Source organism: Salinisphaera sp. (genome assembly GCF_002729955.1).
Taxonomy (GTDB): Bacteria; Pseudomonadota; Gammaproteobacteria; order Nevskiales; family Salinisphaeraceae; genus Salinisphaera.
This window is the reverse complement of record NZ_PBYA01000004.1, coordinates 1-22515: the sequence shown is the minus strand read 5'-3', so window position 1 is coordinate 22515 and position 22515 is coordinate 1. Positions and strand designations below refer to the sequence as shown.

Sequence of the window (22515 nt, the reverse complement as noted above, 5' to 3'; positions counted from 1 at the left end):
TCGGCGCGGCTGTTGCTGGATATGGCACACCGACGAGGCTAGGCAAAACCGAGCTGGCGCCAGGCCTCGAAGGTGATCACGGCCACGCTGTTGGACAGGTTCAGGCTGCGATTGCCGGCCTGCATGGGCAGATAGATGGCCGCTTCTGCGCCCTCGACCAGCGCCGGGGGCAGGCCCCGGGTTTCGCAGCCGAACAGCAGGGCATCGTCGGGCCGATAGCGAACCTCGTCGTAGCGCGTGCTGCCCCGTTTCGTCGCCGCGAACACGCGGGCCTGGGGGTAGGCTGTGCGCCAGGCATCGAAATCATCCCATTCGTGAATGACCGCGCGCTCGCGATAGTCCAGCCCGGCACGGCGCATATGCTTGTCGTCGATGGAAAAACCCAGCGGATGAATCAGGTGCAGCGTAGCGCCGACGTTCACGCACAGGCGAATGACGTTGCCCGTGTTGGGCGGGATTTCGGGCTGGTGCAGAACGATATGCATGGGCAGGCTCAATCGGCCGGTTTCAGGGTTTCGCAGTTCCAGCATTGCTCAAACTGCGCATCGAGATATTCGCCGCAGGCCGGGCATTGCCAGGGGCGGCCGTCGTTGAGCGCACCGCGCTCGAAATCGACAATGAGCGCGCGCGCTGCGTCGTAGTCGTCGGCCTCATCCACCCAGACGCTGGGATAGACATTGGCCGGCAACTCGCCCATGCCGCCCCACAGGTGCTGGCTGCGCACATGGGCGGCAATGCCGTGGTTGACCAGCACGTCCTTGGCGATCTCGGCATTGACCGGGTCGGCCGCCAGATAGACTTCGCGGGCGCTCATGACGCCGTTTGTCGGCCCGTGGCCGCCGACCGCGCCTGATCAATTGACTTGCGCGGGGGCTTTGCTAATGTGAGCCGACCGTATTTGATGGGGGTTAGGATCATGAGCGTTTTCTCTGCGCGCCGCGCGCTGATTGTCGTAGTGGCCGCGCTGGGGCTTGGCCTCGCCAATCCGGCAGCCGCCATCGATGATTATGCCGAGCCCGGCACACCGTCTGCAGCCGCCATGGGCGTCGATATGCTGTTGGTACGCCCGGTCAGCCTGGCCGCCACCGCGGTTGGCACCGGCCTGTTCGTGGTCTCCCTGCCGTTCTCGTTGCTGGGCATGAATACCGGCGATGCGGCCGATCGGCTCGTCGTGGAGCCCGGCAAGTACACGTTCGTACGGCCGCTGGGCAACTTTCAGGCGAGCAGCCCCGAGCGTTAAATCGCGCTGTCAGTTGGCAGCGCTGCCCGCAGGATTGTAAAAGCCGGCCTCGTTCGAGGCCGGCTTTTTTGTGCTCGCAGTTTTCGTTTTGCCGTGTGGGTTACCGCCTGCGTAGGCGTGCCGCCCGAAGGTCGGTCACGCCCGCGCCTGCGTGTCGGCCGCGCCCGCGCGTCTAGTTGGGCGAGAAATCGTCGAGCAGGCCCCCTGGGGTGACGGCGATCTCGACGCGGCGGCTGTCCGCATCGTCGCTTCGCTCGCCGGGCCGGATGTCGATCTTGCTTTCCGAGACACCGTGCGCGGTCAGGTAGTCCGAGATACGAGCGGCCTGGGCGACCGAGCCGCCGGTGTCGCGGCTGTCGCTGAACGCAGGGCCGTAGACGACAACGCGACGTGTCTGGTCGTTGGCCAATACCCCGGCCAGACGCCGCAGCTGGCGTTGACCCGTCGAGGTGACCTGCGGGCGCCCCTGGTCGAGTTCGACCACGTCCATGAGTGCAACGCGGCCCGGCTCACCGTCGCCGGCACTGGGCGCGGGCGGTGCCGCCGGCTGGCGCGGCGCCTGGCTTTGTGCCGGGGGCTGGGCCGGCTGCGACGGCGTATTGTCGAAGCCACGCGAGGGCGAGGTCTGGAGTTGGGTTATAGCCAGGTCGCGGCGCTTCGGCGCGGGCTGGGCCGGCGCCGCGGGCCGACGCTCGGCGACAGGCGCTGTGGCACTGCCGGACGCCGGGCCCTCGGCCGGGTTCACGCGGTAACGAATCGTGAAGGCGATATCGTTGACCTGCTTGCCGGTCCAGTTGAGCGTGTTCTCGCGTTTTTCCCAGGTGCCGGTGCGGTTGGCCTCATAGGCGAGGATATCGATATTGCGCGGCAGCACCCAGGTATAGGAGAACGACGCGAAATCATCGGGCGCGTTCCATTTGCCCAGATGTCCGTCGCTGCGGGTGACGCCGTCCCAGCTGTTGAATACGAAAACGTTGTTGTCGTTGCGCTCGACTTCGGCATCGAAGGCGCCGGTATTCATGAGCGCGAAGCTGCCGCTTTTGAAATGCAGGCGGGTGCCGCCATCGTCGAGCGGGGTGGACTCGTAATCGGCGGGCACGATGAACACCGCATCCTGCGGGGCTTCGTCCGGGCCCAGATAGAGCACGCGCTCGGCCAGATCCGAGCGCAGCGTCTTGTAGCTGGTGAAATGCAGCCCGTCGGCGCCCATGACGATGATGTCTTCGCGTTCGACTGCGGCCAGCGCCTGCGTTGCGCAGACAGCCAGCACCAGTGTCGCGGTCAAGCGACTCCACATCAGCCTATTCATCGTTGTCCCCATTCCCCTCGACATCATCATCAACCGACGTTTCGAGTGTCGTCGGATCTACGACTCGGACTTTACCCCATCCGAGCTCGCGGATGGCGGTTTCGATCTGTTTGAGATCGCCCACCACGACCCAGGTCAGCCCGTCCGTATCGATCATCGCCTGCGCGGCTGTCGCCAGCGCCGGGTCGTCCAGATCGCGGATACGGCGGACATAGTCCTCATAGTAATCGTCCGGCAGATCGAACACGACCGAGTCGGTCAGCGTCGAGGCCAGGGCCGACGTCGTTTCGTTCTCGCCGGGCAGGCTGCGGGTGAGGTTGGCCTGGGCGGCCGAGCGTTCGCTCTCGCTCACCGGGCGACCGTTGCGGATCGCGGTCAGCTCGTTACGCATTTCCTGCATGGCGGGGGCGGTCTTGTCGATCTGTACGGCAGCGTAGGCCACGAACGGCTGCTGGGCGCGGGCGTCCATGAGCAGGCTGCGCGCGCCATACGACCAGTGCTTGTCTTCGCGCAGATTCAGGTTCAGGCGCGAATTGAACATGCCGCCCAGGACCGCGTTCACCGTTTCCATGGCGACGTCCTGATCGCTGGATTTGGGCGGCGCGACATTGCCGGCGATCACCGTGGCCTGATTGCTGCCCGGGCGATCGACCAGATAGATATGGGTTTCTTCTGGCGGGGTGACCTCGGGCAGGCGCTTGTCCGGACGCGGCGCGTCGCTCGCGGCCTGCCAGTCGCCCAGATGCGCTTCGAGCATGGGCTTGAGCTCGTCCATGGTGGTGTCGCCGACCACCACCAGCGTGGCGTTGTCCGGGCGCAGCCAGGTGTCGGCAAAGCGCCGGATATCCTCAACCTTCATGTTCTTCACTGACGCCAGGGTGCCGCTGCCTGTCAGCGGAATACCGTAGGCGTGATCCTTGCCGTAGAGCAGCGGCCCGAGCGTACGTAGCGCCAGACTCGTGGGCTTGCGTTTTTCCTGGGCAATACCCGCCAGCCGCTGTTTCTGCAGGCGCTCGAACTCGTTGGCGGGAAACTCGGCGTTGCGGATCACGTCGGCATAGATATCGAGCGCATCGTCGATGGTGTTACTGAGCATCGAGAGGCTCAGCGACGAGGAGTCGAGCGACGTGCTGGTGCCGAGATTGGCGCCGAGCCGGTCCAGGTCGGCGCTGATAGCCAGCGCGTCGCGGCTGTCCGTGCCTTCGTCGAGCATGGCCATGGCCAGGCTGGCGGTGCCCGGGGCATCGGCCGGGTCGGCCGCATAGCCGGCATCGAAGACCATGCGCATTTCCACGGTCGGCGCGTTGTGGCGTTCGGCCAGACGGATCTTCAGGCCGTTCGACAGGGTGGCATGCTGAACATCGGGCAGATCCAGCGCCGGCGTATCGCCCACGTCCGGCAGTTGGGAACGGTCGACGTCTTCGCCGCTGGCCTTGCGGTCGCCGAAGGGCTCGACCGAGAGCACATACACGCCGTCCGACAGCCAGCGCGAGGCCGCCATGCGGATATCGTCGGGGCTGGCGTTGCGCAGGATCTCCAGCTCTTGTTTGTAGGCGGCCGGGTCGTTTTCATAGATCTCGCCCTGGGCGAGGATATCGGCCTTGCCGCCCAGGCCGCCCACGCTTTCGATACCGCGTACGAACGAGGCGCCAAAGCGTGCGCGCGCACGGTTGACGGCGTCGGCGGGCGGGCCCTCGTTGATGAAAGAGCGCATCTGCTTGTCGAGCACGCGCTCGATCTCGTCGAGGTCCACGCCGGGGCGCGCCGTTGCGCTGACGATGAATTGCGAGCCGATCTCCTTGTCCCAGACGAACGCCGACACGTCGGTGGCGATCTGCTTGTCGTAGACCAGCGTCTTGTAGAGCGGGCTGTTCTTGGAGCCGGCCAGTAGATCGGCGGCAATCTGCAGGCGCGTGGTATCGGGGGCGCCGGTGGGCGGAATATTCCAGACCTTGTACAGACGCGCCTGCGGCACGCGGTCGTACATGACCTGGCGGTGCTCACCGCTCATGCGCGCCACCCAGCGTTTCTGCTGCGATACCGGCGGGCCGGGGTTGATGCTGCCGAAGTATTTCTCGACCTTGGCGCGTGCCTGTTCCGGGTCGATATCGCCGGCCAGCACCAGCACGGCATTCGAGGGGCCGTAATAGGTCTTGAACCAGCTCTTCACGTCTTCAAGCGAGGCAGCGTTAAGGTCCGCCTCCGAGCCGATGGTCGACCAGGAATAGGGGTGTCCGGCCGGGTAGGTGTTGGGCGGGATGGTGTCGAAGACCTGGCCGTAGGGCTGGTTCTCGCCCTGGCGTTTTTCGTTGAGTACGACGCCGCGCTGCTCCTCGAGCAGGTTCTGATCGATGGCGCCCAGGAAATGGCCCATGCGATCCGATTCCATCCACAACGCCATATCGAGGGCGGCGGTGGGCACGCTGGCGAAATAGTTGGTGCGGTCGACGTTGGTGGTGCCGTTCATATCGGTCGCGCCGGCGCGCTCGAACGGCTCGAAATACTCACCCTGCCAGTGCTCGCTGCCCTGGAACATCAGATGCTCGAAAAGATGGGCAAAGCCCTGCTGACCAGGGCCTTCGTTCTTGGAGCCAACGTGATACCAGATGTTGACCGCCACGATCGGGGTCTTGTGATCGCTATGCACGATCAGCGTCAGGCCGTTGTCCAGCACGTACTTCTTGTAGGGGATATCCACTTCGGGGATATCGATGCTCTGATCTTTCGCGCTGCCGTTATCCGCGGCGGCCTGCTTGCGGGCTGGCTCCTGTTGCGCCGTGGCCGCATCGTCGGCGGGCTCGGCGTCGACGCTGGCCGGCGGGGTGTCGGTATCGGTGCTCGCTACGGGGCCGGCGTCGGTGTCGGCGTTATTGCTGTCGCTGTCCGGCACCTCTTCGCTGGTATCGCCTGCGGGCGTGATTTCGTCAGCGGGGGTGTCGGCACCTGTTGCGGAGTCGGCCATCTGGCCAGTCGTCTGGCCGGTCGGCGGCGGGGCGGATTGATCGGAAAAGCCGTTTTCGACCTTGGCCCAGGCACGTTCGAAAAAGTTACGGTCGTCGCTCGAATTGCCGGTGTTCGTATCGTCGCAGCCGGTCGCCAGGACAGCGGTTGCCAACGCCAGGCAAAACAGGATTCGTATCCGCATGAAGAGTCGGTCCTTTTGAATAAGCGGCTGCGCGCACTGCCGCGAGCTTATCAGGGTGATCGGGTACAAGCACCCGAACGTCAGAGGCTATGTACGTCGTGAACCCGGGCTGGGTTTTTATGTGGCGATAGCTATTAATCGCCGATACCCGGCTATCGGGTTTGGCAGGCTCGGACGGGGCATGGCGACGATAAGGCACCGGCCTTAGATCGATACGTGGCCGTTGCGCCGGTGCCGGGCCGCCCGGTCCAGCGGCATGGCGATCCAGTGGCGGGTCGCACTCGTCGCAGGTCCGACAATGCTGTCTTTTGGTTAGACAGTGCAGGCAGAGGGTGCATGGCCGTCGCCGGGCGGCAACTTCAAGCAGCGTAAGCAGCGTCTATTCGGCGAGCGCGGGCACGGACGTGGGCATCGCCAGACAGGTGGACACCGTACAATGGTGCGGACATGCACGCTGGCTGCAAATCGCCCCGTATTTCTCGCGCACCGACGTCGCAGGCGGCCGGTGTGATCGCGAGCGTTGGGATGGTGAGGCAGTGAATGATGTCCGCGTGTTGTTTCGTCATTTTCTGGAACAAGGCCTTGTCATGATGCGATGGGCGGTGCTCGCGCCTTTGCTGGTGTTCGTCTGGGGCGTTGTACAGGCCGCGCCGGATAGGCTGCCTGTCGATCTCGCCGCACTGCAGGCGCATGCCGCCGAACAGAACCTGGCAGACAGCCCGCAGTGGCAGGCGCTGCTGCACTACGAGCGCGACTGGCTGGGCGAGGGGTTGCACAGCACGGTGGTGACCGACTGGTTCTTCCTCGCGCCCGATGGGCGCCGCGATCCGGCCGCCGAACTGAATGCCACCCTGGCCGCCTTCGTCAACGGACGTTATATCGAGGACCGAGAGCGCTCGGCGGCCTGTACCTTCATCGCTCGGCGGCGTTTTCTGGTCGCGCGGCTGGGGCTGGACGAGTACGCGCTGGGCGGTGAGCACTGCGAAAAATATCAGCGTTGGCGTGAGGCGCTGGCACCGCGTCAGATCAGCCTGATCTTTCCGACCGCCTTTCCCAACAGCCCGTCGTCGATGTTCGGGCATACCCTGCTGCGTATCGATTCGTCACGGCGCGCGCGCAATACCGAGCTGTTGTCCTATGCGGTGAATTTCGCCGCGGCGGCCGGCGACGATGCGCACGGTCTGGCCTTCGCCTGGAAGGGGCTGACCGGCGGCTATGCCGGCATCTTCGGGCTGTTTCCCTATTACGAGAAGGTCAAGCAGTACGCCTGGATCGAGCATCGCGACGTCTGGGCCTATCCGCTCCAGCTCAGCGATGCCGAGACCGATCGACTGGTCGACCATCTCTGGGAGATGGACGGGGTGCGTTTCGCCTATTTCTTTCTGACCAAGAACTGTTCCTATCAGCTGCTGAGCCTGCTCGAAGTGGCCCGGCCCGAACTTGCCCTTACCGAGCAGTATTCCTGGTATGCGATTCCGGCCGACACCATTCGCACCATCGCCGACGTGCCGGGGTTGATGGGGGCGCCGCGTTTTCGTCCCTCGCTGGAAACCACGCTGCGCTGGCAGGCGGATCAGCTTGACGCCCAGCAGCGCCAGCTTGCCCGCGAAATCGCGGCCGACGAGGTCGCCTTCGACGACCCGCGCCTGACCGGGCTTTCCCCCGATGCACGCGCCGAGGTGCTCGAGGTGGCCCACGACTATCTTTACTACCGGCTGCAGAGCGACCCGGCCAACGCCCCGGCCGATGCGGATCACGCCAACGCCATTCTCATGGCGCGCAGCCGTATCGCGCGGCCGTCGTCGTTCGCGCCGGTCCCTGCGCCGATGACATCGCCCGACCAGGCGCACCGTACCCTGCGGGTAGCCACCTCTGCGATCTACGAGGGCGACGACCTGTCGCTGGGCCTGCGTATCCGCCCGGCCTATCACGATCTGCTCGATAATCCGGGCGGCTATACCCGTGGCGCGCAGGTCAATTTCCTCGATCTTGGGCTGCGGGTCGATCCGGGCGAGGGCGAACTGCGTATCGACGATCTGACCGTGCTCAACATCATGTCGCTGTTGCCGCGCAACGATCTGTTCAAGCCGATCTCGTTCCAGCTCGATACCGGGCTGCGCCGGCGCCCGTCGGCGAATGTATTCGACAATGTCGACAACAATCTCGGCTACTACCTGCAGGGCGGCCCGGGGCTGGCCTGGGGCAGCGACGACGCCCTGGCCTATGTGTTCGGTCTGGGTTCGATGGACGCCAACAGCGCGCTCTCGCCCGGCTATGCCCTGGGCACGGGGGCGAGTGCGGGGGTGTTGCTGCACCCGGCCCGCTGGCTGCAGCTCAAGGCCGAAACGGGCGCGCTCGAATATGTAGCCGGCGACGACGGCTATTACCGCTGGGCCCGGCTCACCCAGCAGTTCAACCTCGGCCGTGACCTGGGCCTGCGCAGCGAATTCGGCTGGGAGAATACGGCGGTTGATAGCGGCCTGCGTGCGACGATCGGTCTGCAGGCGTATTTTTAGGCCGATGCAGACGCTTTCGATCGACAACGGCTGGCTGGTGCCCGCGCGGCGGCTGATATCGCCCAATCAGGATGCCCGCCCGGGCGATACGGCCGTGGATACGCTGGTGGTGCACGGCATCACCCTGCCGCCGGGGTGTTTTGGTCATGGGCAGGTTGATGCCCTGTTCACCAATACGCTCGATGTGTCCCGCGATGCGTTCTATCGCGAGATCGCGCACCTGCACGTATCGGCCCATCTGCTGATCGAGCGTAGCGGCGCGATCACCCAGTATGTGGATTTCGATGCCCGCGCCTGGCATGCCGGGCAGTCGTCTTTCGACGGCCGTACGCGGGTCAACGACTTTGCCGTGGGTATCGAGCTGGAAGGCACCGACGACTGTCCGTATACGCCGGCCCAGTACCGCGCGCTGGCGGGGGCGGGCGCGGCGCTCATGCGCGTCTATCCGGCACTTACCCGCGAGCGTATCGTCGGCCACAGCGATATCGCCCCGCAGCGCAAGACCGACCCCGGCCCGGCCTTCGACTGGGCGCTGTTTTTCGACTTGCTGGAGCGGGCATGCACCTGATCATGATCGTCATCGCGCTGTTTGCCGAACGCGCGCTCGGCCAGCTCAAGCACTGGCGTCATGCCGACGGTTTTGCCCGTTATATCGCGCTGATCGAAAGCGTGGCGCTGGGCCGTCGCTGGCTGCAGCAGCCGGCCGGCGTGCTGGTGGTGGTGCCGCCGGTGCTGGTCGTTGCGCTTGTGCAGTGGGCGATTGCCGAATACCTGTGGCTGGGGTTCGAGATGGCCTTCGGCGTCTTCATTCTGGTGCTGACCTTCGGCCCGCGTGATCTTTGGGAAGACGTGCATGCGCTCATTCGTGCCCGTGACGAGCGCGACTTCGCCCATGCCGAGGCCTGTGCGCTCGATCTATGTCGGCGTACTGACGGGCGTCTGGCCTCGGATACGAACGGTCGCAGGATCGTGAGCGCGGTGCTGGTACAGGGCCATGAACGCATCCTGGGCGTGCTGCTGTGGTTCTTCGTGGCCGGGCCGGCCGGGGCGCTGTTCTATCGCAGCGTGCGCGAGCTGCCGGCGCTGGCCGCGCGCGGCACGGGCTCGCGTGCCATGCAGCGCACGGCCGAATACGTGCATGGTCTGGCAGCGTGGATACCGGCCCGGCTGACGGTGCTCGTCTATGCCCTGGTAGGCGCGACCCGCGCCGCGATCGGGGCCTGGCCCTCGGCGCGTGCCACCACCCACGCCAGTGCGTCGGCCAGTTGCCGGCTGCTGGCCGCGGTCGGGCGCGGCGCGCTGGGGCTGACCCAGGCGAACGCGCAGACGCGCTATGGCCGCGGGCTGGACGATACCCTTCTTGAAGCCCTGGGGCTGGTCTGGCGAACCCTGCTCGTGGTGCTGGCGATTCTGGCGCTGCTCACGATTTTCGGCGTGCTGCGCTAGCGCAGCATGCGGCCCGACGACGCACGCCACGCCCACCTTGCGCCGGTCAACGCTCGTATAAAGCCCCGACATCGCCTAGCATCTGTGCGCTGGCCCTGAACCATGCCTTGAACAAGGACGTCGTTTTGACCGATCTGCAGCCCTTTCTCGACAAGGCCGTCGAGGCCGCCCGTGCCGCCGAGGCGATCATCCGTCGCTACTATCACGGCGATTTCGAAGTCGAACACAAGGCCGACGCGAGTCCGGTCACCATCGCCGATGTGGAATGCGAACGCGCGATCAAGGCCGTGCTGTCGCAGGCGTTCCCCGAGCACGGCTTCCAGGGCGAGGAGCTCGGCGGCGAGCAGGCCGATGCCGACTATGTCTGGCTGATCGACCCGATCGACGGCACCAAGAGCTTTGTACGCGGCTATCCGTTCTTCTCGACCCAGATCGCGCTATTGAAAAAGGGCGAGCCCAAAGATGAGTTAATAGTCGGCGTGTCCAACGCGCCGCTATTCAACGGCGGCGAAATGGCCTGTGCGGCCAAGGGTCTGGGGGCAACGCTCAACGGCGAGCCGATCCAGACCTCCGGCATCGATACGCTGGCCAAGGCGAGCCTGTCGCTCGGCAATATCGCCTCGCTGGCCGCATCGCCTGCCTGGGCGTCGGTGGGCCGTTTGATCGGCGAGGTGCACCGCATCCGTGGCTACGGCGATTTCTACCACTATCATCTGCTGGCATCGGGCCGTATCGATGCGATTCTGGAGTCCGACCTGAATATCCTCGATATCGCCGCGCTGACCGTGATTCTGCGCGAGGCGGGCGGCGATATCACAGAGCTCGGCGGCGGCGATATCGATCTGCCCACGCGAAGCGTGTTCGCGACCAACGGCAGGCTGCGCGATGCAATCGCGCCCTTCGTGGCCGACTGGGATGAGGCCCGCGACGCGCCCAAGGGGTAGGGCTGCGCTCACGTCGCAAGAGCAAGCTCCGTCCGCAAACGCAGGCGGAGTCGCGCGAATGAAGCGTGTTGCGTGAACAATGTATCGACGCCGAGACTCACGCACGGGTTGGCGAGCGAGCATTCGATCCGGCCCGGCCGTCTGTACCCGGAAGACGAAAGACGGGGTCCGCAAATGAACACGAATACACGCGAATAAGAGGCGGGTAGCCAGTTCGTATCGCCGGCGTGCGAATGCGTGCGCAGTTGCGCAAATGGCCGTTAAGTTATTGAAAGTAAAAACCGAAGGTGCTGGCGTTTACTTTTCGGCGGCGTTAAAGACAGGGGGCGAAACGAGTTGTCTTGGTGTCAGGTGGATAATGACGACTCTCTCCACCGCCATCGATAGTGTCGCGTCACCGCACCAGAGGCTTTCATTCGCGGACAAATCCCTGCCGGAAAAGCCGAGTGATTATCGCAACCTGGTCCGCCCGCAATCGCCACCACCCGGCATTTGCGCGGGTGGCGCGTTCATTGGCGCACAGACAGGTGGCTTGCCGGTGACTACTCGGCCGTCGAGATGGCGAAGGGCGGCTGCTCGCCGCGCAGGCTGACGATCGGCCAGCCGGCCTCGCGAGCGGCGGCGGCGAGGGTGTCGTCGGGATCGACCGCCACGGCGGTATCGGCCCAGCGCAACAGCGGCAGGTCGTTGAGCGAATCCGAATAGAAGGTGACGTGGTCGAAGGTTTCGGGCTGTTGAGCCACCCAGGCCTTGGCGCGTTCGATCTTGCCGGCCTGAAAACAGGGAACGCCCGCGATTTCGCCGGTATAGGCGCCGTCGACGATCTCGGGGTCGGTGGCGATCAGCGCGTCGATATCCAGCAGCGCGGCGATCGGCTCGGTAATGAAGCGGTTGGTCGCGGTAATGATCGCGATGCGGTCGCCGCGCTGGCGGTGCCAGTCGAGCAGGGCGCGGGTATGACGCGCAACCAGCGGGCGAATCACGCGTTCCACATAGTCGGCGCGCAGCGCCTGCATGCGTTCGCGGGAATGGGTGAGCAGCGGTGCCAGCGCGAAACGCTGATAGGCATGAATATCGAGGCTACCGGCCTCGTACTGGGCATGGAAACGCTCGTTCTCACGGGCATAGAAGTCGGCGTCGACCACGCCCTCGTCGACGAGAAAGCGGCCCCATAGATAATCGCTGTCGCCGGCGAGCAGGGTGTTATCGAGATCGAATAGCGTGAGTCGCAAAGTGAAATCCCTTTTTTCGTTTTCGAACGATTTATGAAAGAATCGATTGCGTATTTATACCGAGGGCGTCGTCGTGATTGATGCGCAGGGTTTCCGGGCCAACGTCGGCATCATCTTAAGCAATCAAAGCGGTCAGGTGTTCTGGGCCAAGCGAATCGGCCAGCAATCCTGGCAGTTTCCTCAGGGCGGAATCCATGCGGGCGAGAACGCCCAGCAGGCGCTGTTCCGCGAACTCGAGGAAGAAGTCGGCCTCAAGCCGGAGCACGTGCGCATGATCGGGTCGACACGGCGCTGGCTGCGTTATCGGCTGCCCAAACGCTATGTGCGCCGCAACCGCCAGCCGCTGTGTATCGGGCAGAAGCAGAAGTGGTTCATGCTCGAACTCATCGCCCCCGAGTCCTGCGTGCGCTTCGATACCTGCGACAAGCCCGAGTTCGACGGCTATCGCTGGGTGGACTACTGGCAGCCGGTCAACGAAGTCGTGTTCTTCAAGCGGCAGGTCTATCGACTCGCGCTGGACGAACTCTCGCGCTGCCTGAATACCCAGTAAAGCGCAATTCCCTCTCGACCTCCGTATGGCCGGGCCCGCTCAGGCCCGGCCGGCACGTGCGTGCGTGCAAGCGCGATCGTGTCAGTGTACGCTGACAATTACATCGAATAGTGTCACGATAATTACGTATTGACACTCATTCTCATTCGCGTTTTACTGCGTGTCGGAGGTGGCCCATGTACGTTTGTGTTTGTAATGCAGTAACCGATTGTCAGATTCGCGATGCGTATGGCGAAGGCGCCTGCAGCATGCGCGAGCTGCGCAAGCGTCTGGGCGTGGCAGGGTGCTGCGGCCGCTGTGCACAGTGTGCTCGCGATGTGCTCAATGAATGCCATCAGCAGAAGCACCGTCAGGCGGCACCGATCCGGGTGATCGCTACCGGCGAACCGCTGGTCGCAACCGGCTGACAGGGCCCGCGGGCCATGACTTGAAAGGGTATGCATGCGCTGCGTGCCATGCCTGTTACTGATTGTATAGCGGCGGAGGGTCGGCTAAGCTTGGCCACGAGTTACCGGCCCAACGTACAGGAAGAGCCATGAAAGGCGACCCGAAAGTCATCGAATATCTGCAGAAGTCGCTCAAGCTCGAGCTGACCGCGATCAACCAGTATTTCCTGCATGCCCGCATGTACGAGGACATGGGTTTCTTCGAGCTCGGCAAGAAGGAATACCAGGAATCGATCGAGGAGATGCAGCACGCGGATCGCTTCATCAAGCGGATCCTGTTCCTCAACGGCCTGCCGAACCTGCAGGACCTGGGCAAGCTGCGCATCGGCGAGAATCCCAAGGAAATGCTCGAATGCGACCTGGCGGCCGAATACGAAGGCCATGCCTACTACAAGGAAGCGATCACGCACTGCGAGCAGGTTGGCGACTACGTCACACGTGAACTGTTCGCCGAGATCCTGGCCGATGAGGAAGGGCATATCGACTTCATCGAGACCCAGCTCGACATGATCAAGCACATGGGCGAGCAGAACTATAACCAGTCCCAGATCGGCGCCAACATCAATCAGGATCCGGACACCGGCGAATAAGCCGTTGCCCCGGTCTTCGGGCGCTGCAGTTGCAAAGGCCCCGTCGGATCGTCTCCGACGGGGCCTTTTTCATGCCCGGCGTCGCGGTGTCAGAACGGTTTGACGATCGCCAGAATCACGATCACCACGAGAAAGATCGACGGCACTTCGTTCATGAGCCGGAAATAGCCGGCGCTGCCGGTGTTGCGGCGCTCGCGGAATTTCTTGACCTGGACCTGGCACCAGCCGTGGTAGCCGATCAGGCCGAGCACGAACAGGAGCTTGGCGTGTATCCAGCCATTGGCGGCCATCCAGGCACCGCCGTAGGCGGCAAGCAGCCACAGACCAAAGATAATGGTCAGTGCGGCGCCGATGGACATGAGAATGCCCAGCCGCTTTTCCATCGTGCAGAAGCGGTCGTGGCCGATCTCATCGGTGGTATCGGCGTGGTAGACGAAGATGCGCGGCAGGTAGAACAGACCGGCGAACCACGTCACCATGAAGATCACATGAAAGGCCTTGACCCATAACAGCATTCGAAGCTCCTGTAGAAAGCCGGATTCGGCTTTGTGTTTGGACTGGGAGAATTGTAAGGCCTGGGCGACGAGACGGATGCACGCACCCTGGCTTGACCCGGGCCGACCTGGGTGGGCCTGAGCAGACTAGGGCCGATAGGTCCCGTCGATGGCTTCACGCGTGAGCACGCCGTAGGTGATGGCGTTGCTGCCCACGACGTTGCGCTCCACGATCAATGCTTCCGCCTCGTTGCGATTGACCATATCGAAGGCTTCCTGAAGGCTGGCCCGAACATGGATGGAGTAGGCGTCCATGCGTTTGCCGGGGATCTTGTAGAGATCGACTTCCTCGATATCGTCGTTTTCTTCCTGATTGAGAAAGCGCGCGACGTCCCCCGGACGCATCAGGCTGGCGCGTTGCTCGCGCGAGCGAATGAGCAGCCAGTCGATCTTGTTTTCCAGGATTTCATCGAGCGCGGCGCGATCGATCTTGGGTTCGACGATACGAAAACGCCGGTTCATCGCCGACAGCACGCTGGCGCGGCGCAGGTACTGCGAGATCGGATCGTTGCGGTAATCCAGCCCGCGCCGGCGCAACAACAGCCGGAACAACGATTCGGATACCGATATCCGCCGCGACACCACCAGCGCGGCGATGACCACCAGCATGCCCGGCAGCACCAGCCCGGTCTGGCCCGACAGCTCGAGAATCACCACCAGCGCGGACAGCGGCGCCTGCAAGACTGCGCCCATCATGGCGCCGATGCCCAGTAGCGCATACAGGCCGGCATCGGTGGCATCGCCGGGCAGCAGCATGGCACCGAAGGTGCCGAGCGCACTGCCCAGCGCCGAGCCGATCACGAAGGTGGGCAGGATCACGCCGCCGGGAATGGCGGCCGCGGTGGCAAAGCTGGTCGCGATCAACTTGGCCACGCCAATGCCCAGCGCCATGCCAACCGCATACTGGCCGGCGAGCGAGCCGTTCACGGTATCGAAACCCAGGCCCATGATCTGGGGGAACTGAATCGCCAGTAGCCCCGTGACCAGCCCCGCCAGGGCGATGCGCAGGCTGATGCGGACCTTGGCCAGTACCGGCACGAGTGCACCGCACAGGCGGGTGAAGCCGGCCCCGGCGACGCCCACCACAGCCCCGACGAATGCCAGATACGGCAGCTCGATCGGCGAAAAGCCGGAGTACTCGGCGACCAGTCGCGGATGTACATCGGTAAAGGTGAAGGTCACCAGCGAGCCCGACACCGCGGCCAGGATGATGGGCGCAAAGCCGGCGATGGTGTATTCCATCATCACCACTTCCATGGCGAAGATGACCGCGGCCAGCGGCGTGTTGAAAGACGCGGCGACGCCCGCGGCCGCGCCGCAGCCCACCAGGGTGCGCACGCTGTTGTTGGGCAGATCCAGCCGGCGGCCCAGCCAGCTGCCGGTGGTCGCACCGGTATGCGCGGCCACGCCTTCGCGGCCGACCGACTGGCCGGTGGTCAGCGCCAGCACAGACATGGTGAACTCGGCCACGGCCGCTTTCACCGGCAGCACGCCTTGGTAATAGACCAGCCGTTCGATGATATGGACGATGCCGTACTCGGCGGATTTGAGCACCCACTCCACGATCAGGCCGAGTATCAGCGCGCCCAGCAGGGGCACGGCCACGCGAAATGCCACGCTGGTTTCGGTAAAGCCGGCGCCGGAGACGCCAAACAATTCGAACAGCGGGTCCTGCAGTAGATGAATGCCCGTGTGCAGGGCCAGGATCACCAGCCCGCACAGCGCGCCCGTGGCTGCGCCAAGCAGGCATAGAAGACTCAGCCCGGGGGTGTTCTCGACATCCGCCAGATGCTGGCGCATCGAGTCCATGCGGCCCTGCCAGGCTTCGCGCAGCGAGCGGCGCAGCGAGCGTTCAGCGGCCATGGAAAGGGCGTACGTGCAAGAGCTCGTATCCGGGTGGCGAAAACCTGGGTGGGGTCGCGAGCGCGCAGCGCGACGGCATGCGCGTTATTATGCGCGGTTTCGCAGCTTATTTCAGCAAACATCATGACCGAGAAACAACGCATCGGAATCGTCGGCGGTACGGGCTATGCCGGGGCCGAGCTGCTGCGCCTGCTCAGCGCGCATCCGAACGCCGAGGTCATTGCCGTGACCTCGCGCGGCGATGCCGGCACGCCCGTCGCCGAGGCCTACCCCCAGCTGCGCGGCGTGATCGAGCTGGATTTCGTCGAGCCGTCGACGGCTAACCTGGCAGACTGCGATGTGGTCTTCTTTGCCACCCCGCATGCAGCGGCCATGCGCGACGTGCCGGCGTTGCTCGATGCCGGCAAGCGGGTGATCGATCTGTCGGCGGACTTTCGCCTCAAGGACGCGACGGAGTGGGCATCCTGGTACGGCGTGGAACATGCCTGCCCAGAGCTTATCGAGCGTGCGGTCTATGGCATGCCGGAGCTCAATCGCGCCCGGATTGCCGGCGCGCAGCTGGTCGCGGCCCCCGGCTGCTATCCCACCGCCGTCGTGCTCGGCTTCAAGCCGCTGGTGGAAGCGGGTCTGGTCGATGTCGACCGGCTCATCGCCGATGCCAAGACGGGGGTTTCCGGGGCCGGCAAATCGCTCAAGCCCGGTTTTCTGTTTGCCGAGATGCAGGAGTCGTTCAAGGCCTATGGCGTGGCTGGTCATCGTCATCTGCCGGAAATTCGCCAGTCGCTGGCGGCGTTGGCCGGCGCCGACGTAGGTCTGACGTTCGTGCCGCATCTCGTGCCGATGATTCGCGGCATTCATGCCACCCTGTACGGCCAGCTCAACGCAGCCGGGCACGATCTGCAGGCCCTGTACGAAAAAGCCTATGCCGACGAGCCCTTCGTCGACGTACTGCCGGCGGGGGCCATGCCGGAGACGCGGCACGTACGCGGCGCGAACATGTGCCGCATGGCCGTGCACCGGCCCGGTGGCGGCAACACCGCGGTGGTGCTGTCGGTTATTGATAATCTGGTGAAGGGTGCCGCCGGCCAGGCCGTGCAATGCTTCAACCTGATGATCGGCGTTGACGAGACGCGTGCGCTGGCCGTGCCGGGCGCGCTGCCCTGATTGGTCGTACGTCGGTATTCGCGGCTCGGGGGTTGAATAGCCCGAGCTTGCACCGATGTCATATGATAGGAACCATCCGGTCCACGGAATCGAACGCTTATGAGTACCGCCACACACGCCATGGAAGAAGACCAGTCCGCGCTGGTATTTACCGACGCCGCGGCGATCAAGGTCAAGGAACTGCTTGAAGACGAAGACAACGATGCGCTCAAGCTGCGTGTGTTCGTTTCCGGCGGCGGTTGCTCGGGCTTTCAGTACGGTTTTACCTTCGACGAGAACGTCGAGGACGGCGACACGCTCATCGAAAAGCAGGGCGTGACCCTGCTGGTCGACCCCATGAGCGTGCTCTACCTCAGCGGCGCCGAAATCGATTTCTCGGACGGGGTCGAAGGCGCGCAGTTCGTGATCCGCAATCCCAACGCAACGACCACCTGCGGCTGCGGCAACTCGTTCGCCGTTTGAAGCACAGCGCGCCTTGCCCCTCGTGAGGGGTGTCGCCGCAGGCGAATGGCGTGCAAAAGGATGCTTGTGCACGCCGGGCGATCGGATGGGTCAGTTATCCAGCTCGGTTGCCTGGTATATGCCGCCCAGCGCCACGGGGGCGCGAGCGCCGGTTACGCCGGGCACATTGCCGCTTAGCCCGTGGACCGTGCGCATGGCCAGCCATGCGAAAGCCACGGCTTCGACCCAGTCCGAATCCACGTTGTAGTCGTCGGTCGGCGCGAGCGGGCGCGGGGCCAGCAGCTGTTCGAGGCGCCGATAGAGTTCGGCGTTGCGTACGCCGCCGCCACAGATAAGCACCTGCTCGTCGCCGGGGCCGTAGTCGTCGATGGCCTGAGCGATGGTGCGCGCCGTGAATTCGCACAGCGTGGCCTGCACGTCAGCCGGTCTGGGTCGGGCGGCGAGGCTGTCGATCTGGCCGCGCAGCCAGTCGAGGTTGAAGTATTCACGGCCGGTACTCTTGGGTGCCGGCCGGGCGAAATAACGATCCGCCATCATGTGGGCGAGCAGCCCGTCGTCGACGTGACCGCTGGCGGCCCATTTGCCGTCGGCATCGTAATGGCGTTTGAGGTGGGCCGCGATCCAGGCATCCATCAGGGCATTGCCGGGGCCGGTATCGAGGCCGGTCACGGCATGCGGATCGTCCACGGCGCCGGTGGGCAAGACGGTCAGGTTGGCGATACCGCCGATATTGACCACCACGCGATGACGCTGCGCGTTGGCAAAAACGCTGCGATGAAAAGCGGGCACCAGCGGTGCACCCTGGCCGCCGACGGCGATATCGCTATTGCGGAAATCGCCGACCACGCGACAGCCGGTTCGGGCGGCGATTCGACTCGGCGAGCCGAGCTGAAGGCTGAATGGATAGCGGGCGTCGGGTTCGTGACGGACGGTCTGTCCGTGGCTGCCGATGGCGTCGACATCGGCCGCGCTTATCTGCGCCTTGTCCATGACGGCGATCGCGGCGCGAGCGAACCATTCGCCCACGCGCTGGTCGAGTTCGCCGAATTTCGCCAGCGATACGCCGGCGACCTGCTGTGACAGGTGGAGCAAGTCATCTCGCAGCCCGGCGTCCGGCGCCTGGGCATGGGTGGCGAGAATCTGGGGGCGGTTGCCATCGACATCGAAGCGCACGATGGCCGCATCGGCGGCGTCCACGCTCGTCCCCGACATCAGGCCTATGTAATAGCGCGGCTCACTCATTCGGATTGCGCCGCGAACGGATTGCGATTGCTGCGATCACCGGGCGTCTCCTCAATGGGGCTGGCGGCGCCTGTGTGTTGCGGACGTCGAGGGCGCCGATCAGTTGGCGGAGCGGCCCTCGTTGTCATTGGTGCGCTCGGCGCTGGCGACTTCGGTATGGGTCAGCGAGTCCAGCTGCGAGAGCAGGGGCGCCGAGTGCTTGCGAAAATCCGCCATGTATTCGCCCGGCAGCGGCAGGGCCTTGGGCAGATCCACGCGCTCCGGATCCTTGGGGTCGCCGTCGACGCGGAATTCGTAGTGCAGATGCGGGCCGGTTGCCAGGCCGCTCATGCCGACATAGCCGATGATGTCGCCTTGCTTGACCTTGCTGCCCACGCCCTGGCCGTTGGCAAAACGCGACATGTGGCCGTAGCGGGTCGACAGATGCGAGTCATGGCGTACCACGATCATGTTGCCGTAACCGCCGCGGCGGCCGCGGAAGACGATACGGCCGTTGCCGGTGGCCTTGATCGGCGTGCCGCTGGGAGCGGCATAGTCGGTGCCTTCATGGCGGCGGATCCGGTTCAGGATCGGATGGCTGCGCGAGAGGTTGAAGCCCGAGCTGATGCGCGTGTAGTCCACCGGCGTGCGAATGAAGGCTTTCTTCATGGCCCGGCCGTCCGGCGAGTAATACACGGTGCCCTGATCGTCGCCGGCCTCGTCATAGCGCACGGCGCGCACGTCGCGGCCGCGATTGACGAACGAGGCGGCAAGGATATCGCCGTTGGCGATCTTGTCGCCGTCCTTGTAGAGCTCGTCGTAAACGACCACGAATCGATCGCCCGGTCGGGTATCGAAGGCAAAGTCGATATCCCAGCCGAATATCTCGATCAGCTTCATGATCTGGCGATCGGACAGGCCGGCTTCCAGTGCGTCGACATAGAAGCTGGTATTGATCGTGCCGCTGGCGTAGGCGCTGCGGTGTTCGACATCGGTGAGCACCATCTCGCCCTGATAGCCCTTGTTGTGAGGGCGCACCTGCAAGGTGTGCAGGGGGTCGATGGGGAAGTCGATGGCGAGCACGTGGCCGTCGGCGTCGGCCTTGACCTTCATCGTGTCACCGGCGCGCAGCCCGCGGGTAAAACGCTTGCCGTGCTCCTTCATATGCGCGATCTTGAGCGAATCGGCATAGGACAGGTCGTTGCGGCTGAATGCGATCGACAGGGTGTCGCCCTTGCGGATCGTGACGTCGTGCCACCGCGGCCCCGACGGGACCGGGCGTGGAACAGGCGACTCGGCCATTCCAGCGTTGGTATCGATACCGGTACTGGCATCGACGACGGTGCTGAGTTTCGCGGCAGAGCGGTCGAGCGCATTCATGTCCGACTCGCGGTTCGCCTGGTCGGGGTCGACCGGGGCGACCGGCACATCCAGAGACCGGGCATCGCCGTTGCTGGCGGCCAGTTCCTCTTCGGATAGTTCGCTTGCTGCCGCGGATTCGCTGGCCTCGGCCACGTTCGCGCGGCCCGGGCCCACCGAGGCGTCGATCTGCGCGGAGGCGAGATCGTCGGCGGACGTATTCGATTCGGAAACGTTCTGCGGGTCGCGCTCATCCAGCAACGTGGTCTGCGGGCTTGCCGTAAGCCAGGCGGCACCACCAATCAACGGTACGACGAGGATGAGTGCCAGCCGGCGTAGGCGCGAACTCGGCTGCGGCGGCTCATCGTGCAGCCAGAGGTAATCGGTATCGATCTTGCCCATAAAATAGACGCCGAGCAGTGCTAGTAAAGCGAGGAATTTGTTGCGGGTAGCCCCTTTATCCGGCCCGCATTTATCCGGATAGAAAAGCATAAAGCTGGGTGCTTGCCAAGTGCGAAACCGCTAGACTGCGCGTTTCAAACAGTTCGTACAGGGTCAGGGAGTCGTTCGCCGATGCAGGATATATGGGGCGAAATTCGCCGGGGTTGTGACGAGATCATTCCCGAAGACGCATTCCGGTCACGCCTCGAGCAGGCTGGGCGCGATGGCGAGAGGCTCGTCGTCAAGGCCGGCTTCGACCCGACCGCGCCGGATTTGCATCTGGGGCATACGGTGTTGCTCAACAAGATGCGTACCTTTCAGGACCTGGGCCACGATGTGGTGTTTCTGATCGGTGACTTCACCGGCCGCATCGGCGATCCGACCGGCAAGAACGTGACCCGCAAGCCGCTCGACGAAACGCAGGTCGCCGAGAATGCGGCCACCTATGAGGCCCAGATATACAAGGTGCTCGATCCCGCGCGCACGCGCGTCGTTCTTAACTCCGCCTGGCTCAATCAGCTCAGCAGTGCGGACATGATCAAGCTCGCCTCGACACATACTGTGGCGCGAATGCTGGAGCGCGACGACTTCAGCAAGCGCTACAAGGCGAACGAGTCGATCGCGATCCACGAGTTTCTGTATCCCCTTATACAAGGCTACGACTCGGTGGCACTCAAGGCGGATGTCGAGCTCGGTGGCACCGACCAGAAGTTCAACCTGCTGATGGGGCGCCACCTGCAGCAGGTATACGGGCAGACGCCGCAGGCCGTTCTGACCATGCCGCTGCTCGAAGGCCTCGACGGGGTCAACAAGATGTCGAAGTCGCTCGACAACTATGTCGGCATCGACGAGTCCCCCAATGATCAGTACGGCAAGCTCATGTCGATTTCCGACGAGCTCATGTGGCGCTACTTCGAGTTACTGTCGTTTGAGCCCGTGGGCGTGATTGAGGGCTATCGACGCGAAGTGGACGAGGGGGCCAACCCGCGTGACCTTAAGTACCGCCTGGCTGGCGAGCTTGTGACGCGCTTCCACGGTGCGGCGGCGGCTAAGCGTGCGCACGAAGCATTCGTCGAGCGCTTTAGTCATGGGGTCGTGCCCGAAGACCTGGAGGTCACAACGCTTGTAGTGGATGAAGCCGGCGTACAGGTGGCCGCTCTGCTACGCGAAGCCGGACTCACCCAGAGCAACGGCGAAGGGATTCGGCTGATCAAACAGGGGGCGGTGCGTATCGATAGCGATCGAATCAGCGACCCGAGCCTCCAATTGGCCCCCGGAAGCGAGCATCTCATCCAGGTCGGAAAACGCAGGATTGCGCGGGTGGCTCTCGTAACGGGGTGATCGGGCGGCTGGAAAAGCCTGTCATGACAAGGCTTTCGAATTTTTTCAAAAAAAATTCACGAAATTCGTTGACACCCCTCTCGATATCCCTAGAATACGCCCTCTCGCAACACGGCGAGCCGCTGAAAACGCAACAGCATTCAACGGCAAGCCTGCTCTTTAAAAATGTGTAGAGCGTTGATTACAATAGTGATTAACGGATTTGGTTGGACTGTTCGCAGGCAGTCGAAAGCATTAGCTTGAGATTGAATGCGATCACCGACGCAACAGCTATCAGCTGCAGCGTGGGTGACACGGCCTTGAATAAAGGCCAAAACAAATTTTCAAATTAATTTGAAAAAGTTGTTGACAGCCCAGCCGATCAGCGTAGAATACGCTCTCTCGCAACGGCAAGGACGCCAAACGGCAATAAGCCTAACAGCGTTCTGTTGCAGATCTTTAACAATATGCAAATGACTTGTGTGGGTGCTCCCAGGGAATGGTAATAAGCCAAGCCCTAATAGAGCATCCAAAGCGTTTAACGCTAAGGATGACTCATTGCATGACTTCGGTCATGCACCAGTTGAGAAGTAATTAAACTGGAGAGTTTGATCCTGGCTCAGATTGAACGCTGGCGGCAGGCCTAACACATGCAAGTCGAGCGGAAACGACATCTTCGGATGGGCGTCGAGCGGCGGACGGGTGAGTAATGC

Annotated in this window: 20 protein-coding genes and 1 rRNA gene; 12 read left to right on the top strand and 9 right to left on the bottom strand. The window is 63.5% G+C overall.

Going from position 1 to position 22515, the window contains the following annotated elements; translation table 11 throughout:
* Window positions 1–38: 38 nt before the first annotated feature.
* Together CMN27_RS00735 and CMN27_RS00730 are read right to left on the bottom strand one after the other, a co-directional pair.
* Complete coding sequence (locus CMN27_RS00735) at window positions 39–485, bottom strand: tRNA (cytidine(34)-2'-O)-methyltransferase (RefSeq protein WP_293623482.1); 447 nt, start codon at window positions 483–485, stop codon at window positions 39–41.
* A gap of 8 nt (window positions 486–493) precedes the next feature.
* A complete protein-coding gene (locus CMN27_RS00730) occupies window positions 494–814 on the bottom strand; it encodes a DUF2007 domain-containing protein (RefSeq protein WP_293623481.1) in 321 nt (106 codons plus the stop codon).
* 102 nt (window positions 815–916) lie between these two features.
* Here CMN27_RS00730 and CMN27_RS00725 point away from each other — a divergent pair, with 102 nt between their 5' ends.
* Window positions 917–1240, top strand: coding sequence for a hypothetical protein (locus tag CMN27_RS00725; protein WP_293623480.1), 324 nt, complete (start codon window positions 917–919; stop codon window positions 1238–1240).
* 172 nt (window positions 1241–1412) lie between these two features.
* Here the strand turns inward: CMN27_RS00725 and CMN27_RS00720 are convergent, their stop codons facing one another.
* Both CMN27_RS00720 and CMN27_RS00715 read right to left on the bottom strand, forming a co-directional pair.
* Entirely contained in the window at window positions 1413–2537 is a 1125-nt protein-coding gene (locus CMN27_RS00720; protein ID WP_293623479.1) for a hypothetical protein, read from the bottom strand.
* Window positions 2538–2541: 4 nt separating this feature from the next.
* Window positions 2542–5694 (bottom strand): pitrilysin family protein, encoded by a 3153-nt coding sequence (locus CMN27_RS00715; RefSeq protein ID WP_293623478.1) that lies wholly within the window; start codon window positions 5692–5694, stop codon window positions 2542–2544.
* A gap of 587 nt (window positions 5695–6281) precedes the next feature.
* On the opposite strand from CMN27_RS00715, the gene CMN27_RS00710 reads away from it, so the two are divergent.
* The 4 genes from CMN27_RS00710 to CMN27_RS00695 all read left to right on the top strand — a co-directional run bounded on the left by CMN27_RS00710 (window position 6282) and on the right by CMN27_RS00695 (window position 10600).
* On the top strand, window positions 6282–8210 hold the full coding sequence (locus CMN27_RS00710; protein ID WP_293623477.1) for a DUF4105 domain-containing protein: 1929 nt from the start codon (window positions 6282–6284) through the stop codon (window positions 8208–8210).
* A gap of 4 nt (window positions 8211–8214) precedes the next feature.
* Window positions 8215–8778, top strand: coding sequence for a 1,6-anhydro-N-acetylmuramyl-L-alanine amidase AmpD (ampD, locus tag CMN27_RS00705; protein WP_293623476.1), 564 nt, complete (start codon window positions 8215–8217; stop codon window positions 8776–8778).
* A complete protein-coding gene (gene ampE / locus CMN27_RS00700) occupies window positions 8769–9656 on the top strand; it encodes a regulatory signaling modulator protein AmpE (protein WP_293623475.1) in 888 nt (295 codons plus the stop codon). The genes ampD and ampE overlap by 10 nt, the downstream gene beginning before the upstream one ends.
* Window positions 9657–9790: 134 nt before the next feature.
* The gene (locus CMN27_RS00695; protein ID WP_366515377.1) at window positions 9791–10600 is read left to right on the top strand and encodes an inositol monophosphatase family protein; all 810 of its coding nucleotides are present in this window, start codon (window positions 9791–9793) and stop codon (window positions 10598–10600) included.
* A 542-nt stretch (window positions 10601–11142) separates the two neighbouring features.
* Here CMN27_RS00695 and CMN27_RS00690 read toward each other — a convergent pair.
* Complete coding sequence (locus CMN27_RS00690) at window positions 11143–11832, bottom strand: HAD family hydrolase (protein ID WP_293623473.1); 690 nt, start codon at window positions 11830–11832, stop codon at window positions 11143–11145.
* A gap of 73 nt (window positions 11833–11905) precedes the next feature.
* Here CMN27_RS00690 and CMN27_RS00685 point away from each other — a divergent pair, with 73 nt between their 5' ends.
* From CMN27_RS00685 to bfr, 3 genes are all read left to right on the top strand, one after another.
* Window positions 11906–12382: an RNA pyrophosphohydrolase gene (locus CMN27_RS00685; RefSeq protein WP_293623472.1), complete on the top strand. Its 477-nt coding sequence runs from the start codon at window positions 11906–11908 to the stop codon at window positions 12380–12382.
* Window positions 12383–12558: 176 nt separating this feature from the next.
* Window positions 12559–12789, top strand: a complete 231-nt coding sequence (locus tag CMN27_RS00680) for a (2Fe-2S)-binding protein (RefSeq protein ID WP_293623471.1) — start codon at window positions 12559–12561, stop codon at window positions 12787–12789.
* 128 nt (window positions 12790–12917) lie between these two features.
* Complete coding sequence (bfr, locus tag CMN27_RS00675; protein WP_293623470.1) at window positions 12918–13418, top strand: bacterioferritin; 501 nt, start codon at window positions 12918–12920, stop codon at window positions 13416–13418.
* Window positions 13419–13507: 89 nt separating this feature from the next.
* Here the strand turns inward: bfr and CMN27_RS00670 are convergent, their stop codons facing one another.
* A complete protein-coding gene (locus tag CMN27_RS00670) occupies window positions 13508–13933 on the bottom strand; it encodes a CopD family protein (RefSeq protein WP_293623469.1) in 426 nt (141 codons plus the stop codon).
* Window positions 13934–14059: 126 nt separating this feature from the next.
* On the bottom strand, window positions 14060–15835 hold the full coding sequence (locus CMN27_RS00665; protein WP_293623468.1) for a chloride channel protein: 1776 nt from the start codon (window positions 15833–15835) through the stop codon (window positions 14060–14062).
* Between the two features lie 123 nt (window positions 15836–15958).
* Between CMN27_RS00665 and argC the strand changes: the two genes are divergently transcribed.
* A complete protein-coding gene (argC, locus tag CMN27_RS00660; protein ID WP_293623467.1) occupies window positions 15959–16999 on the top strand; it encodes an N-acetyl-gamma-glutamyl-phosphate reductase in 1041 nt (346 codons plus the stop codon).
* 99 nt (window positions 17000–17098) lie between these two features.
* On the top strand, window positions 17099–17461 hold the full coding sequence (gene erpA, locus CMN27_RS00655) for an iron-sulfur cluster insertion protein ErpA (protein WP_353177346.1): 363 nt from the start codon (window positions 17099–17101) through the stop codon (window positions 17459–17461).
* 90 nt (window positions 17462–17551) lie between these two features.
* Here erpA and CMN27_RS00650 read toward each other — a convergent pair whose 3' ends face one another.
* Both CMN27_RS00650 and CMN27_RS00645 read right to left on the bottom strand, forming a co-directional pair.
* Window positions 17552–18703 carry an anhydro-N-acetylmuramic acid kinase gene (locus CMN27_RS00650; protein WP_293623466.1) on the bottom strand — a complete coding sequence of 384 codons (1152 nt, stop codon included), beginning with the start codon at window positions 18701–18703 and terminating at the stop codon, window positions 17552–17554.
* Between the two features lie 99 nt (window positions 18704–18802).
* Window positions 18803–20443 carry a peptidoglycan DD-metalloendopeptidase family protein gene (locus CMN27_RS00645; RefSeq protein ID WP_293623465.1) on the bottom strand — a complete coding sequence of 547 codons (1641 nt, stop codon included), beginning with the start codon at window positions 20441–20443 and terminating at the stop codon, window positions 18803–18805.
* Between the two features lie 171 nt (window positions 20444–20614).
* Between CMN27_RS00645 and tyrS the strand changes: the two genes are divergently transcribed.
* A complete protein-coding gene (gene tyrS, locus CMN27_RS00640; RefSeq protein ID WP_366515376.1) occupies window positions 20615–21823 on the top strand; it encodes a tyrosine--tRNA ligase in 1209 nt (402 codons plus the stop codon).
* Window positions 21824–22398: 575 nt separating this feature from the next.
* Window positions 22399–22515: ribosomal RNA gene (locus CMN27_RS00635) — 16S ribosomal RNA — on the top strand; the annotation flags it as partial.

Bases quoted from the DNA above. Each gene is read 5' to 3' on its own strand.
- CMN27_RS00735 (WP_293623482.1), bottom strand. From the start codon at position 485: ATGCATATCGTTCTGCACCAGCCCGAAATCCCGCCCAACACGGGCAAC.
- CMN27_RS00730 (WP_293623481.1), bottom strand. From the start codon at position 814: ATGAGCGCCCGCGAAGTCTATCTGGCGGCCGACCCGGTCAATGCCGAG.
- CMN27_RS00725 (WP_293623480.1), top strand. From the start codon at position 917: ATGAGCGTTTTCTCTGCGCGCCGCGCGCTGATTGTCGTAGTGGCCGCG.
- CMN27_RS00720 (WP_293623479.1), bottom strand. From the start codon at position 2,537: ATGTGGAGTCGCTTGACCGCGACACTGGTGCTGGCTGTCTGCGCAACG.
- CMN27_RS00715 (WP_293623478.1), bottom strand. From the start codon at position 5,694: ATGCGGATACGAATCCTGTTTTGCCTGGCGTTGGCAACCGCTGTCCTG.
- CMN27_RS00710 (WP_293623477.1), top strand. From the start codon at position 6,282: ATGATGCGATGGGCGGTGCTCGCGCCTTTGCTGGTGTTCGTCTGGGGC.
- ampD (WP_293623476.1), top strand. From the start codon at position 8,215: ATGCAGACGCTTTCGATCGACAACGGCTGGCTGGTGCCCGCGCGGCGG.
- ampE (WP_293623475.1), top strand. From the start codon at position 8,769: ATGCACCTGATCATGATCGTCATCGCGCTGTTTGCCGAACGCGCGCTC.
- CMN27_RS00680 (WP_293623471.1), top strand. From the start codon at position 12,559: ATGTACGTTTGTGTTTGTAATGCAGTAACCGATTGTCAGATTCGCGAT.
- bfr (WP_293623470.1), top strand. From the start codon at position 12,918: ATGAAAGGCGACCCGAAAGTCATCGAATATCTGCAGAAGTCGCTCAAG.
- CMN27_RS00670 (WP_293623469.1), bottom strand. From the start codon at position 13,933: ATGCTGTTATGGGTCAAGGCCTTTCATGTGATCTTCATGGTGACGTGG.
- CMN27_RS00665 (WP_293623468.1), bottom strand. From the start codon at position 15,835: ATGGCCGCTGAACGCTCGCTGCGCCGCTCGCTGCGCGAAGCCTGGCAG.
- argC (WP_293623467.1), top strand. From the start codon at position 15,959: ATGACCGAGAAACAACGCATCGGAATCGTCGGCGGTACGGGCTATGCC.
- erpA (WP_353177346.1), top strand. From the start codon at position 17,099: ATGAGTACCGCCACACACGCCATGGAAGAAGACCAGTCCGCGCTGGTA.
- CMN27_RS00650 (WP_293623466.1), bottom strand. From the start codon at position 18,703: ATGAGTGAGCCGCGCTATTACATAGGCCTGATGTCGGGGACGAGCGTG.
- CMN27_RS00645 (WP_293623465.1), bottom strand. From the start codon at position 20,443: ATGGGCAAGATCGATACCGATTACCTCTGGCTGCACGATGAGCCGCCG.
- tyrS (WP_366515376.1), top strand. From the start codon at position 20,615: ATGCAGGATATATGGGGCGAAATTCGCCGGGGTTGTGACGAGATCATT.